The following is a 14,377-nucleotide window of genomic DNA, read 5'->3' as shown; positions in this document are numbered from 1 at the left end:
TCCGCGGCCTGACCCCGAACACCACCTACTACTTCCGGGTCTCCGCCATCTCCGCCGACGGCACCACCAGCCTCAGCCCCTACTCCAGCGCCATCACCGCCAAAACCACCGAGCGGACCGTGCTGGCGCCCGTCACCAATCCGCTCCGGGTTGCCAGCTACAACGTGAAGTGTGCAAACTGCTTCGCCGGCGATCCGAACGAGCTCCCGTGGGCAGATCGTCGGAGCGCTGTGGTTTCGAGCATCAAGAATCAACTCCCCGATGTGCTGGGCGTCCAGGAGGCCTCGCAGGGCTGGCTGAAGGACGACCCCCGACCCGGCGGCGTCTCGCAGTTCGAGGACCTTGCCGAGCGCCTGGTCGCCAGCGGCGCTCCCTACAAGCTGACCAACACCAAGCGGAACAACTGCGTGAACCACACGACGCCGACGAACTGTATCTACCAGTACCAGGGGGCTTCGCAGGGCACCAAGTTGCTCTTCAACCCCAACACAGTCGATCTGATCACCGAAGGCTCACGCGCCCTGCCGTCACTCTCCGGCGAGGACAACGGCCGCTACGTCGCGTGGGGGATTTTCCGGCAGAAATCCACCGGAAAGAAGTTCTTCGTCGCCAACGCCCACCTGCAGCCCGGAGGTGGAGCCGACTACCAGTCACTCCGCGACCAGCAGACCAAGAGCGTTCTCGCTGAGATCGGGCTGAGGAATCCGGAGAACCTTCCCGTTCTCATCACCGGGGACCTGAACTCGCACAAGTGGACCGATCCGGCGAACGTGCCCTACGACGTCCTCACGGCAGCGGGCTACGTGGACCCCTTGGGTAATACGTACGCGACGGACCAGCCGAGTTCCGGCGCAACGGTCGAATCGCGCATCGGGACGTTCTACGACAGCTTCAACGCCTTCAAGCGCCTGGCCAACGCACGGAACGACTACGGAAACGGTACGTACCTCGACTACATCTTCACCTCGAAGATGAGGGTTGCCGAATGGGAGACGGTTGTGAACGTCGACGCGTACGGGAACTTCGTCGGCGTCATTCCCTCGGATCACAACATGATCCGGGTGGACGTCGGACTGCCCTGACACCACGTCGGCCCGCGAGAACGGCGCATCCTCCTGCAAGGAGGGTGCGCCGTTCTCGTCCGATCGTCCGTGCGCTGGGTGAGCTCAGGAGACGCCTTCGCTCTCCTCGAGCTTGCGGTCCACGGCAAGGTGCATCTCACGGCCCCACCGGGCGGTGACCTCAGAATCCGAGAAGCGTTCAGCCGTACCGCGCGCTGCTTCGCGCATAGCGCGCAATTCATCGGATGACGACGTTGCGATCCTCGTAATACGCTGCGCCACGGCCTCCACATCGCCCGGTGGAACCAGGAATCCGTTGACTCCATCCTCGATGAGATCCGCCGGACCGTAGGGGATGTCGTAGGCAATGGGAAGGCAGCCTCCGCTCATCGCCTCCAGCAGGACCAGAGGCAGTCCCTCCGTGGTACTCGTCAGCAACGTGAACGATGCGGACCACAGGTTGCGCCGTGCAGTCTCACTGAAGCCCGGCAGGTGAACCGAGGACGCCAGGCCCGACTCGTCGACGAGTTGCTCCAACCGGCCGCGGTCGGGCCCGTCACCGAAGATCGTGAGACTGCAGTCGGTCCCCGAGTCCCTCGCCGTCCGCATCGCCTTGATGGCGTGTTGCACGCGCTTCCGTCCGTTCAGGCTCGCAAGCATGACGCCGACGCCGGAGTCCCGCTCTTGAGCGGGATCGAACGGCACGAGTTCGGTGCTGTTCGGCACCACGCCGGTAGAAGCCGGGGCGCCATACACGTCATTGACATCCTGCTTCTGCGCGGCTGTCAGGAAGATCACCGCGTCGAAGGAGGACAGGCGCTCAAAGGTGTATCGACGGACACGGCTCAGTTCCCCGTGCGGCGGCAGCTGGCCGGCAGCCATGTGCGAGTTGTGGACCAGATGCATGGTGATGACGTTGGGCCTGCGGTAGCGCGTGATGAAGTTGGCCGTCGACTTGCTGTCGACGATCATGAAGGTCTCCCGACCGGCGACCACGACATCCAGCCAAAAGAGGTACAGGGGCCACATCTGGTTCCAGGAGGCCACTTGAAGCCCGTTGCTGTCGCACAGGGTGACAAGACGGCCCCCCTCCGTGCCGAATTCGGCAAGATCCCGGCGGTCGGACACGTACACCGACCCGTCCTCCCTGAAATAGTCGATCTGGAGGACGACGGCGCCCGTCGCGTCATACCGTACCCGCCTCCGCAGCTCTCCTGCGAAGAGTTTGGCCTCGCCCTCGCCAGGAGCGACAGGCTGGTACTCGCCTTTCACGCGCGGCGCTGACCGGGCGGATCCAAGTGTCGTGTCCGGCAGGGACCGGAGTTCGTCCCAGAGGTTGCGAAGCCGCATGCCTGGGATCATCGCCCCGCCCGCCTCAAGTTCGCAGGCGATGTCCGGATAGTCCGGCTGATAATCGAACGTGAGCACGTCGACGTGCTGCCCGCCCTCCGTGACGAAGGCTCTCGACCGACGGAGCATCGCACTGGTCATGCCTCCGTAATCGAAGGGTATGCCCCAGGTGACCGCGCAGTGGTACCCATCGGGCAGGACGTGCTGGCCAGGAACCGCGCCGGAGTGCAGCATAGGAGTGTAGTGCCTTTCGTGTTGGATCTTATCTGCGCTGCCGCCAGTGCCTAGCTGAGAACCATGCTCATACTGCCGTGGCGGGTGGCATAGACCTGGAGTGACACGGGGTCGCCGTGCAGCGGCACCCTCGTCGTGGCACGGCTGCCGGCACAGCGTGATTCCAGCGTGAAGTCGACCGTACTGGGTCGGAGGGATCGAGTCGCGGCCGGATCGAAGTCGAACTGTAGGCGGTATGCCCCCTCCGCGGTCATGACGGCTTCGCTCGCCTCGACCCGGAAGAAGTCCTGCTGCTGGCGTGCCCGCATCGTACAGAAGAAGGTTGGCGCCTCCGGAAGAGCGGTGTCGTGGGATGCCACCTGCGCCAGGACTTCGATCCGCAGCCGCCCACCGGATCGGACGCAGTAATCGGAGGAAGGGATGGCAACAGTGAAGGCGACTGGCGTCCGATGTTTGCGTTCCCATACCTCCCCCATCACCTCGGCCCATCTCGAGACGACCGAGGAATCCGAGAAGTCCTGAGCCCGCTCCAAGGCAGCGACGCGCAGGGCGAGTTGCTCGTCCTCGGGCAGGGCCAGGAAAGATGCGATGCAGTCAGCCAGCTTTTCGACGTTTCCCTGCTCCACGATGAAGCCGTTCACACCGGAGTCGATGACGGCTGCCGGACCGTAGGGAATGTCGTACGTGATCGGAATGCATCCGGCCGCCATGGACTCCACAAGCACGAGCGCCATTGCCTCGGACGTGCTCGTCAGGAGGGAGAAGGACGCGGTCTGGAATTCCGAGCGGACCTTCTTGCTGTGTCCGCGCAGTCGCACGATATCTCCGACACTCAATTCGCTGATGAGACCCTCGAGAGCTTCGCGCTGGGAGCCATCCCCGAAGGCATCCAGCTGTACCGGGAGGTCGGAGGATGAGCGGACGCGGTGGATTGCCCGGATCGAGTGGTCGACGCGCTTCCGGCGACTCAGGGTTGCCGCCTGGATACCACGACCGGGTGTGCGCCGTTCGCTGGGATCAGCCCCCGCGTCGATGCTCCGGCTGTTCGGTAGAACGAACGAATTGCCGATGTCCCCGTAGCGCTGGTGGACATCCGCGGCCTGATGCTCCGTCAGGAAGACGACACCGTCGAAACGGTCCAGGTGAGGGAACACCTCCTGTGCCGATGGAGTCAGCTCGGACGCGAACCCATCGGCGTGCGATACCAGATGGGACTCGTGGACGACATAGAACAACACCGCGTTCTCGCGCCTGAAGGTGGCCATGAAGCGCGCCGTGTTCTTGTTGTCGATGACGAACCAGGCAGGAGCATCCCCGACGAGAAACTCCAGCCAGGCGCGATACAGGCCCCACGACGAGCCGTAGCGCCTGAGTGGCCGGCCGTCGTCGTCGCAAAGAATGAGGGAACGCCCGCCATGGGCTCCATGCTCATGGGCGTCGTGGCGATCCGAGAGAAGCAGCGATCCGTCCGTACGGAAATGATCGACCTGCAGCAAGGTGCCGTCGATCGCGTACCGGGCGCGGCGGGGGTGGGGGCCGTCGAGGTCCGTGACAGGTCCCGACCATGTCGCAAGCGGTGCGAAATCGACGAAGTCCTGACCCGCCTCTGGGCCGTCGAGTCCCTTCGCCATCGTCGGCAGGTCCTCCCACAAATTCAGCACCGACGTGCCGTCCGAGAGAAAACCCTCCCTCGACAGCTGGGACCGGATATCCGCATAATCACGGAAATCGTCGAAGGTGAGGATATCCACGGGCCGTCCGCCGAACTCGGCGAATGCGCGCGACCTGTGGAGCATCGCGTTGGTCCGCCCTGCGAACTCCGTCGGTAGGCTCCAGGTGACCGCAAAGTGCCGACCCGCCGGCAAGACCGTCGCCGTGTGCACTCCATCTGCTGACTCAGACATGTTTCTTCCCCCAGAATCCTCGTGTATCAACGATTACCTTGCCCTCGAGACTTTCGGCTGGAATCTCCCGGAACCGATCGTGGTCCACCAGCAGAGCCACGACATCGGCGGCATCGACGCCGTCCTGCATCTCACACCACTCCACGTTGGCGATCCCGGAGACGACCGAAGGAAGGTTCCGCCTGTCCCTCAACGGAGTTGCCACCAAAAGGCGAGCATGTGGTGCGGCAGCCGCGACGCGCTGCACGATCTCCACAGCCGGAGACTCCCGGATGTCGTCGATATTCGCCTTGAAGGCAAGTCCGAGGCAGGCGACGACCGGTTCGGCCAGGCCCTCGATCCCAGCAAGGATCCTGTTCACGATGTGCCCCGGCTTGCTGTCGTTGACTTCGCGCGCCGTGCGGATCAGCGTCGAGTTCTCCGGGTCCGCGGCGACGATGAACCAGGGGTCGACGGCGATGCAGTGCCCGCCGACACCCGGGCCCGGGCTGAGGATGTTGACACGCGGATGATGGTTCGCGAGACGGATGAGCTCCCAGACATCGATGCTCAGGTTCTCGCTGATGATGCTCAACTCGTTGGCGAATGCGATGTTCACGTCCCGGTAGGCGTTCTCCACCAGCTTGCTCATCTCGGCCGTCGCCGCATCCGTGATGTGGATCTCGCCCTGGCAGAACGTCTGGTAGAGCTGCCGGGCAGCCTCGGCTGCGTGCGGAGTCAGCCCACCGACCACGCGGTCGTTGGTGACGATCTCGATCATGATCCGGCCGGGGAGCACCCGTTCCGGACAGTGCGCCAGATGCACTACGGGTTTGCCGTCCACCCCGTCGAGGCTGAGATCGGGCCGTAGCTCGAGGAGGTAGTCACCGAGGCGCTGGGTGGTACCTGGAGGGGAGGTCGATTCGAGGATGACCAGCTCTCCGCCCTCGAGCTGTGGAGCTATCCCTTCCGCGGCCGCACGGACGTAGGACAGGTCCGCGCTCTTGTCCGGCATGAACGGAGTCGGGACAGCGACGATGTAGGCACCGGCCGGCGGAGTCTTCGTGGCGGCACTGAGCGCTCCCTGGCTCACGGCACCGGCCACATGCACACCGAGGTCGGGCTCCACGAAGGGGACGATGCCGTTGTTCACGGCGTCGACCGTTTCCTGGTTGACGTCCACCCCGACCACGGACAAGCCCGTGGTGGCGAGAACTGCTGCCGTGGGCAGCCCGATATAGCCCAAACCAACGACGACGACGTCGGCCCGCTCAGGGGCGCCGGACGTCCGCTCAGATATCAACGTGCTCATATGGCCTTCCGTAGAACTTGAGATCGCCCGTCGCGAGCAGCTCGGCATCACCGATCTGCCAGGTATGGCCCGACCCGTTGCGCACCTGGACGTAGTTGAACCGGTCGGCCGAGTAGATGGTCCCGCCGCCGGCTGACGCGTTCCGCAGGAACGCCGTGTCCTCTCCGCGTCGAAGATCGGGGAAGGGATTGTCCCGCATGAGTTCGGCGCGCGCCACGATGGTGGGGCCCATGACGAAGTCGCTGAAGCGGTGCTCCCGCTCCCCCGACCGCAGGATCACGGCATCGGACGTGGTGAGGTGCATGTAGTGGGCCTGCTTGCCGACCACATCCGCCCCTGAATACTCCAGCGCGAACAGTTGGTCGCTGAGGTACTGCGGACCGTAGTGGTCGTCGTCGTCCATCTTCGCGAGCACCTGCCCGTCCGCCGCTTCGGCGCAGCGGTTGAGGCACGCGCCGAGGCTGGTGTCGGACGATTCGGCGAGGAACACGACATCTGCGATTCCGTGCGCCCGGGCCATGGCACGGACCTCCTGCTCGGGAAGCGGAATGCCATGGGCAAGGAGTACCAGCTGGGCCTGCACGCCGATCTGGCTGCCGATCGTCCGGCAGATGTGCTCCAGCTGTCCCCGGCGGATCGTGGGCACGAGGGCCGACAGCGTGGGGCGGTCCACGGGCCGACTGCTGGCGGGCGCCACTGCCGCGACGACGCGTTCGGCACGGTGGGCGTAGGTGTGGCCGGTCCAGACACGCCGCTGTGCCAGGTGAGCCGTGCGGTCATTGAGTTCGGGGTTGCGGACAAGGGCGCGCACCAGGTGTGCTGCTTCGAGGCGTGTGCCTGCAACCGGGACCTCCCCTGCAGCGAAGAATTCGGGGATGGCAGCACTGGGCGCCGAGATCACAGGCGTGCCGGACGCCGAGATCTCGAAGATACGCCTGGCGCACATGCTCGGCGAGTCCACCACCGAGTTCGCGTTGAGGAACACCTTGTAGGCCTTGTAGGCCGTCAGCATCTGGTCATAGCGGAGGCTTCCCACCACCCGGGCGTCGAGCGGTGCGGGGAACTGGTACTCGGCACCGCCGTCGAGCAACCGGGAGAAGATCTCCAACCCGTGCTTCATGCCCGGCGAAGCGTCCATCGCCCCGCCCAGCAGGAGCTGCAGCTGATCCCTCCGCTCGGGGTACTTGTGGGCGAAGTACATACCGGCGAAGGCGACGTCCCTCGAGTGCCGCCCGTGCACGGGGCGGACGGGATTGTGGACGGCAGGCTGCGCGGCGAAAGGCAGCACTGCTACGCGCTCGTGACCAAGGTCCTGGCGGTAGGAGGCCACGCGCCCCTCGTCCGACGTGAAGACCCAGTAGGCGAGCTTCGCCGCGGCCAGGAAGTCCGCATAATGGGGCGGGTCCTCCTTGTTCCAGAACACCGTGGGCAGCCCGTGCGCCCGGCACCAGGCCATGAGGTCACGGAACTCGGGAGCCGGACCGTCCGCACCACCCAGCTTGCCCCGCCATAGCCTGTCATTGCCGGACCAGGCGGACTCGACGAAGATGAAGTCCAGGCGTTCGGCCTCGCACTGCTCTTGCCAGCGGCGCGGGTCGAGGGGCACCAGGGTCCACTCGTACCCGAAGGCAAATGACGAGAACTCGTCGAGAATGACCCCTACGCGGAGTTCACTTCGACGGGGAGGCCTGCGGCCGGCGGGCATCGCCGCGAACGAAAGGTGCCTGCGGCTCCCCCGTCCACTCCAGGCTCCCTCTGCCCCGCGCAGTCCACCGGGAATCGCGTGGGAAAGATCGGCCTTCTCCCTGGCGCTCCAGGTCCGGAGTTGCTTCAGCCCCCCATGGCGCAGATGCCAGAGTGCACGACGGAGGTGGGCCGGAGTGGCTGGAACGCCGCCGATCATGCCTTCCTGCGCCCCGAACCCTGGGTTTCCACCTCGGTGACGACCAGGGTGCTTCGTGCTTCCTCACGCAACGTCGCCGCGGTGTCGAAGTTCCCCTTGGTGAGCTGGCGCGTGTACTCCAGATAGGCCGCGGTGACCAGCGCCGGGTCCCCGTCCATCACGAGATCGCCCTGGTCCAGCCAAAGGGTACGGGTGCACATCTCCTTGATGGTGCCCAGGCTGTGGCTCACGAGGAAGACGGACCCCGCTTTGGCTCGGAGTTCGTTCATCCGCTCCTTGCTGCGTTCGCGGAACTGGGCGTCTCCGGTATTGAGGGCCTCGTCGATCAGGAGAATCTCGGGGTCCACGCTGGCGGCGATCGCGAAGCGCAGCCGCGAGGACATCCCGGACGAGTAGGACCGCATGGGGAGGTGGATCGCCTTCTCCAATCCGGACAGGTCGACGATCGACTCGAACTTGTCGTCGATCTCCGCCCGGGTAAGTCCCATGGCAAGGCACCCGAGGATGATGTTGTGATCTCCCGACAGCTCCGGGACCAGGGCTGCATTGACCCCGAGCATCACGGGAATGCTCGACGCGTAGACCGCTCCCCTCGTCGCGTTGCTCTGCCCGCTGATGAGCCGCATGAGCGTGCTCTTCCCCGAACCGTTGCGTCCGACGATGCCGATCGACTCTCCGTGCTGGGCAACGAGGGACAGGGTCTTCAGGGCATCCACCGGAACGAGCGGGGTCCGGCCGAGCAACTTCCGTGCCAGCCCGCCGACCCCGCCACCGGGTACTGCCTGGTGCGCCTCGGTCGAGGGTACGTGGTAGCGCATGCTGACCTTGTGGACGACCACCGTCGGACGGATGCGCCCGCCGTCGCCATCCTGCCTATTCTCGGACATAGGATTCCTCTGCCTTCCAGAAGAACACGATGCCGATGATCAGCATGCCGAAGGCCCATGCGGCCAGGATCGCCCAGGAGTCCCAGGACGGCAGCGTGGCGTACAGCACGCAATCGCGGACGATGTCGAGGACGTTGAACAGCGGATTGAGCTTGACGATCGTCAGGAGTGTTTCGTGCTCGATGAAGCGCTCGTAGGAGAAGAACACCGCCGACGCATACATCCATACCCGCAGCGCGAAGCTCAACAAATGGGTGATGTCGTTGATGCGCGAGATCATCCGGGCGAGGATCAGCCCCACTCCGAGGTTGAAGACCGCCTGGAGGAAGAGCGCCGGGAGGATCAGGAGCCATCGCCACGTGATGTCCTCGGCCGGCGGGAAGATGAGGATGAGGATCAGCATGGTGATGAGTACCGGCACCGAGGCGAGGATCTCACGCACATTCACCGAGATCGGCAGCGTGGCCCGCGGGAAGTTGAAGGCCTGGATGACGGCCTTGTTCGCCTGGACGGACCGGGCTCCGTTGGTGATCGCCCTCGCGCTGATCTGGAAGAGGAAGACGCCGATGATCAGGTAGCCGATGAAGTTCTCGATGCCCCGGCTCGTGTTCAGCAGCAATCCGAAGATGAGGTAGAAGGTCAGACCGTTGAGGATCGGATTGAGGATCATCCAGGCACTGCCCAGACGGTCCCTCCTGTTGCCGCTGCTCACCCTGGCGCGCGCATCGTAGACGATGAAGCCTCGGTGGCTCCAGATCTGCTTCAGGTATTCGAGGAGGCCGGGCCGGGCTCCGATACGCAGCAGCCCCGCCGTCGAGACGGGCACCACCTCCACTCCGGCTGGTCCTGGCGTGGCCTGCCCGTCCTGGGCATCATTCGCCATCAGGAGGACAATTCCAGGTGCTGGTAGGCGTCGGAGAGCTCCGACGCATTGTGGGACCAGATGCGCGTCGCCAGTACTTCTGCACGCCCACTCGCGCCGAAGCCGACACGGACCGACTCGTCGTCCACCAGGTGCCGGATCGCCCCGGCGAGTTGGTCCGGATCCTCCGGCCGCACCAGCAGACCGGTGACGCCGTCCCGCACGATCTCGCGGAGGGCCGGCAGGTCGCTCGCGACGACGGGGCGGGCACATGCCATCGCTTCCACCGGCTTGAGCGGCGTGACGGCGCTGGTGACGTCGAGGTCCCGGCGGGGAACCACGAAGATGTCCAGGGCCTGGTGATAGGACCGCGCCTGGTGTCGGGGAACACGACCGGTGAAGGTCACCAGCGACGCGATTCCCAGCTCGACGGCAAGGGCCCTCAGCGACGGTGCCGCGGCGCCGTCGCCAACGATCAGGCAGCGGAGTTCGGGGTGGGTCGGAACGAGCAGCGCAACTGCCCGGAGGAGGGTGTGCAGTCCCTCGTAGTCGACGAGGCTGCTGACGGTGCCGACGAGGAGACCGTCTTCGGGCAGACCCAGCAGGTGCCGCGCCTCAGCCGAGGACAGGGGGTCCTCCAGGTACTCGTCGCCCACCGCGTTGGGGCTCAGCAGGATCTTTTCCTGCGGCACTCCGCTACGCATAATCCCCTGCTTCATAGCCTCACCTAAGGTCACCACGAGGCTGGCATTGCGCATCACCTGTGCTTCTCGATCAGTGAAGAGCTTATAGCGTTCGCTGGCTTTCACGTGTGCCGGGCGGGTGGAGGCCCAGGTGTCAGCCAGTTGGCCACGCGCTTCGTAGACCCATGGAATGCGCAGGGCGTGCGCCACCTGCTCCACCACGATCCCGTTCAGGAAGGGCGTTGTCACATGCAGGACGGACGGTCGGAGGGCCAGGGCGAGCTGGAGGAGCTCTTCGGCCTGCTGTTGCAGGCGCTCGTCAAAACCCCTTGCCATCGGCACGGGAAGCAGGCGGTGATAGCTGACGCCGTCCAGCAGGTCCACGTCGTCCGCGAGGAGCTTCCCCACCTGAACCGGGTAGCCGATCCGGGTTGCCGCGTGCACGGTCCAGCCGGCGTCGGCCTGCGCCGTGAGGAGGGAGTGGGTGCGCTGTGCGTAGCCGCTCCCGGTATGGGGCAGCGAGTTGGTCAGAAGGTGGAGGACCGTCCTTCCCGCCGGCTCGTAGCCTTCCACGTCGCCGAGCGTCGGCGTCCAGCCCTCGAAGACACGCACCTCGCCGGCAAGCCGTTCCGCATGCCGCTTCCGTCCTGCTTCCCGGAGGACGTGGACGGCGCCGGTCATGTCGCCGTCGTACCAGTACCGGCGCGCCCGCTGGCCTGCCGCTGCAGGACCGGAGCCGGCAAGGGCCAGGAGCGCGTCGGCCTCGTCGAGCATGCCTGCCGCGAGTGCGACGTCGGCCAGGCGGCGCGCGGATCCGGCGGGAGTGCCGCCGGCAGCAGCTCTGTGGAGGATCGAGCCCACGGTGGCGCTCCGGCCCAGCAGGTGGGCGGACAGCGCCTCCACGACCGGCATGTGGATCCACGGAGCCGCGGATATCCTGCCGGCTGCGCCCGCTACCCGGCGGACCAGGCCGTCGGGAAGCCTGCGACTGACCTGCATGGCGAGAAGAACAGGATCGTCGCTGAGATGGGCCACGGCGGTCGACGCGGCGAGCCGGACGTTGCCGATCAGTCGGGTTGCTCTCACCGGCGGGGCTGCCCCGCTACCTCGGTGAGGAGGTCGATGTAGGTGCGGCTCAGGGCCTGGACGTTGGCGTTGTTCTCCACCCAGATCCTCCCCTGCTCACCGACCCGGAGCAGTTCACGGTTCTCGGCGAGGGTGATCCACAGATCGGCGACCGCCCTGGCCTCGGAGGCCACGACGTGCCCGGCCTCCGCCTCCTCGAGAATGCTGCGTGCTTCTCCCCTGACGATGCCCGTGACATGACGGCCCACCGACAGCACCTCGTAGGTCTTCGAGGGGATGGTGGTGTCGAAGGACTTCCAGTCGTCCCGCAGTGTGACGATGCAGCTGTCCGCGCGCTCGTAGTAGTCCATGATCTGAGGGCCGTGGACCGGAGGATGGAACTCGACGGGGGCATCGAGCTGCCTCGCGAGGGCCATGAGCCCGTTCCGCTCCACGCCGTGACCCACGAGCGTGAGCCGCATCCTCGGACCGACGAGGGCGGCGGCCCGGATAGGGACGTCGAGCCGCTGGCTTTCGCCGTGGTTCCCCAGGTAGAGGACCTCGAGCCGGTCCTGCCGGCTGGCAGGGGGACCCAGGGGCCTGATGGACGCCATGTCGATGCCGTTGGTGACCGTCGCGACGTTCTTCAACCCGCGCTCGCGAAGAGTGTGCGCGAAGCCGTACGTCACCGTCACCACGAGGTCCGCGCGGTCCTGGATGGCGATGATCGCCCGTTCGGCGAGACTCTTCGCGCTCCCACGCACGATTCGTGCATCCCGGGCGATGTCCGGCCAGGCATCGCGCATGTCGACGACCAGGGGCCGCCGCAGCATGCGGGCGACGACGAATCCCGCCCCCAGGATGGGAAGACTCGGCACGGTGACGATGACGACGTCGGGCCGGGGCGCGAGCGCTGCGGCCGGGATGCTCATCGCAGCCGAGAACAGGTGGTTGATGAGCCGTCCGCTCCGGGTGGTCCGGTGCCACAGGAAAGGCACCCGTCGGATCTTCTCGCCGAAATCGCCGAGGTCGGTCCGGAAGGGGCGGCCCGCCTGTCGCCGTGCGAGGGTTCGCCTGCCGTGCGGGGCGTGCGCCACGGGCGTCACGACGTCGACCTCCCAGCCCGTTGCCCTGAAGGAGCGGACGAGCTGCGTCCAGCGGCGCTGCGGAGGGCTGTGTTCAGGAGCGTAGGAGTGCGTGAGGAGCATGACGCGCAACCGACTAACCCCCAAGCGCGGATCGAGACCAGATTATCCCGCTCATCCTAGCGTTACCCGGGACGATAGCGTCATCGAGCGGCCTGATTGGACCGCAGCCTCCTGTAGTACAGCGCCCCGAGCCCCAGGAGCAGGAGGATGACGAGCACCCGGGTCACCGGATGCGTGCCGATCGATTGGCTGGAGGCCTGGTCCATGTCCGAGTTGACCACCGCGGCATCCGTTGCGGACGCTGTAGGTGTCGCGGCGGGACGGGCGGACGCTGTCGGTGTCGGCTTCTCCGTCGTCGGCTTTGCGGTCGGCGTCGTGCTCGGCCCTGTCGACGGCGAGGCAGACGGCGACGGCGACTCTTCCTCCTCCTCTTCCTCCTCCTGGATGTCCTCCACCAGGTCGGTCGCCGGATCCCAACGGAACGCGGTGTAGGCGAGGGACCCGGGGATCACCAGGACGTTCGTTCCCGGCTCGATGAGGAATCCGGTGGGCGGGTGGATGAGCCATCCCGTTCCGGGGTCGATCTGGAAGCCCGTCGCCGGATCGACATCACGTGCGGGATCTTCTGACGGCTCCGGCGACGGAGTCGGTGCAGGTGCAGGTGCGGGAGCGGGCGCAGGGGCCGGAGCGGGCGCCGGCGCGGGGGCGGGCGCGGGGACCACTACTGGCGGAGGGGTGACCGGAGCGGGGGTGACGGGAGCGGGGGTGACGGGACCGGGTGTGACCGGCCCGGGCGTGACCGGAGCGGGATCTGCAGGAGGGAGCTCGTCAGCCACCGCCGGCGCCACAGGCGCCATCAGGAGGGACAACCCGAGCAGCGCGGACCCTACTGTCCGCCGCGCAGACCTTCCGCGCGTCACGACGAGGCTTCCGGATTGGCCGCCAGGTAGTCGGCCAGGGTGTCGCCCTGCAGCGCCTCGGCAACCTGCGCGATGGCGGCGTCGTCCTTGATCACGATCGACTGCCCGTCGGCCGAGGTGCCGGTCCCGAGGTTGGGTAGCGTGAAGAAGTCGATGTCGCCGCCTCGCACGCCGCGGAGCGACACGGCCAGCGATCCGACTGCCCCGGCGTCGAGGGATGAGTCCACGGCCACGAACGGCGACACCTGGTCGACGACCTCGTAGACCTTCTGCGGATTGGTCAGCGTATCCGCGGTGAGCACCTTGCTGATGACCGACTTGACGAACAGCTGCTGGTTCTTCACCCGCTGGTAGTCGCCGTCGCTGAACGCATAGCGCTCGCGGACGAACTTCAACGCCGACTCGCCCTGCAGCGTGATCGGTCCCGCCGCGAAGGACTCACCCTCGCTGCCGCTCGACTGGAACGCGACAGGATTGTCCACCTGCACCCCGCCGAGCGCGTCGGTGAGGCCCTCGAACCCCTCGAAGTCGATACTGGCCACGTGGTCGATACGTGTGCCGAACAGGCCTTCGACGGTCTGCACCACGAGCGGTACGCCACCGAGAGCCATGGCGGCATTGACCTTTGCCTCACCGTGCCCCGGGATGTCCGTCCAGGTGTCCCGCATGATGGACATGACCTGGATGTCCTGGCGGTCCGCGGGGATGTGCATCAGCATCATGGTGTCCGCGCGGCTGTCCGAAGGATCGGTGGATGCCGTATCGCCCAGCTCTTCCGGCGTCGCCCTCGAATCGCTGCCGAGCAGCAGGATGTTGACCGCACCCTCGGCCTCGGGGGCCACCGTGGGGCGAGATTCCTCCGCGGGGAAGGCCGTCTCGATCGTCTCGGACCCTGCATCAAAGGATCGCGCGAGCGAGAACAGGTAGCCGCCGGCCACGAGGGCCGCGACGACGACGAGGGCACCGAAGACCAGCAGGGTGGTGCGCACGGGATGGCGCTGACGCCTTCGTTTCACGGGCGCGTCGGTGTCGTTCAGTGCCATCGGGGTCCCCAGTCGAAGAGCTGTGG

At 66.1% G+C, this 14,377-nt stretch carries 11 protein-coding genes; 1 reads left to right on the top strand and 10 read right to left on the bottom strand.

Going from position 1 to position 14,377, the window contains the following annotated elements; translation table 11 throughout:
- On the top strand, positions 1-1,082 hold a 1,082-nt coding region (locus ACX80U_RS12705; RefSeq protein WP_459268711.1), incomplete at its 5' end, for an endonuclease/exonuclease/phosphatase family protein.
- An 84-nt stretch (positions 1,083-1,166) separates the two neighbouring features.
- Here ACX80U_RS12705 and ACX80U_RS12700 read toward each other — a convergent pair.
- The 10 genes from ACX80U_RS12700 to ACX80U_RS12655 all read right to left on the bottom strand — a co-directional run bounded on the left by ACX80U_RS12700 (position 1,167) and on the right by ACX80U_RS12655 (position 14,351).
- Positions 1,167-2,645, bottom strand: a complete 1,479-nt coding sequence (locus ACX80U_RS12700) for a glycosyltransferase (RefSeq protein ID WP_459268710.1) — start codon at positions 2,643-2,645, stop codon at positions 1,167-1,169.
- A gap of 50 nt (positions 2,646-2,695) precedes the next feature.
- On the bottom strand, positions 2,696-4,396 hold the full coding sequence (locus ACX80U_RS12695) for a glycosyltransferase (protein WP_459268709.1): 1,701 nt from the start codon (positions 4,394-4,396) through the stop codon (positions 2,696-2,698).
- 145 nt (positions 4,397-4,541) lie between these two features.
- Entirely contained in the window at positions 4,542-5,840 is a 1,299-nt protein-coding gene (wecC, locus tag ACX80U_RS12690) for a UDP-N-acetyl-D-mannosamine dehydrogenase (protein WP_459268708.1), read from the bottom strand.
- Positions 5,821-7,446, bottom strand: a complete 1,626-nt coding sequence (locus ACX80U_RS12685; protein ID WP_459268707.1) for a glycosyltransferase family protein — start codon at positions 7,444-7,446, stop codon at positions 5,821-5,823. The genes wecC and ACX80U_RS12685 overlap by 20 nt, the downstream gene beginning before the upstream one ends.
- A 293-nt stretch (positions 7,447-7,739) precedes the next feature.
- On the bottom strand, positions 7,740-8,630 hold the full coding sequence (locus ACX80U_RS12680; protein ID WP_459268706.1) for an ABC transporter ATP-binding protein: 891 nt from the start codon (positions 8,628-8,630) through the stop codon (positions 7,740-7,742).
- Positions 8,617-9,513: an ABC transporter permease gene (locus tag ACX80U_RS12675; RefSeq protein WP_459268705.1), complete on the bottom strand. Its 897-nt coding sequence runs from the start codon at positions 9,511-9,513 to the stop codon at positions 8,617-8,619. The genes ACX80U_RS12680 and ACX80U_RS12675 overlap by 14 nt, the downstream gene beginning before the upstream one ends.
- The gene (locus ACX80U_RS12670) at positions 9,513-11,261 is read right to left on the bottom strand and encodes a glycosyltransferase (RefSeq protein ID WP_459268704.1); all 1,749 of its coding nucleotides are present in this window, start codon (positions 11,259-11,261) and stop codon (positions 9,513-9,515) included. Before ACX80U_RS12670 ends, ACX80U_RS12675 begins: the two co-directional genes overlap by 1 nt.
- Complete coding sequence (locus ACX80U_RS12665; protein ID WP_459268703.1) at positions 11,258-12,448, bottom strand: glycosyltransferase family 4 protein; 1,191 nt, start codon at positions 12,446-12,448, stop codon at positions 11,258-11,260. Before ACX80U_RS12665 ends, ACX80U_RS12670 begins: the two co-directional genes overlap by 4 nt.
- Before the next feature lie 80 nt (positions 12,449-12,528).
- A complete protein-coding gene (locus ACX80U_RS12660) occupies positions 12,529-13,224 on the bottom strand; it encodes a hypothetical protein (protein ID WP_459268702.1) in 696 nt (231 codons plus the stop codon).
- An 80-nt stretch (positions 13,225-13,304) separates the two neighbouring features.
- On the bottom strand, positions 13,305-14,351 hold the full coding sequence (locus tag ACX80U_RS12655) for an LCP family protein (RefSeq protein WP_459268701.1): 1,047 nt from the start codon (positions 14,349-14,351) through the stop codon (positions 13,305-13,307).
- Positions 14,352-14,377: the final 26 nt, after the last annotated feature.

Source organism: Arthrobacter sp. TmT3-37 (assembly GCF_054510835.1).
This window is presented reverse-complemented; position numbering and strand designations above follow the sequence as displayed.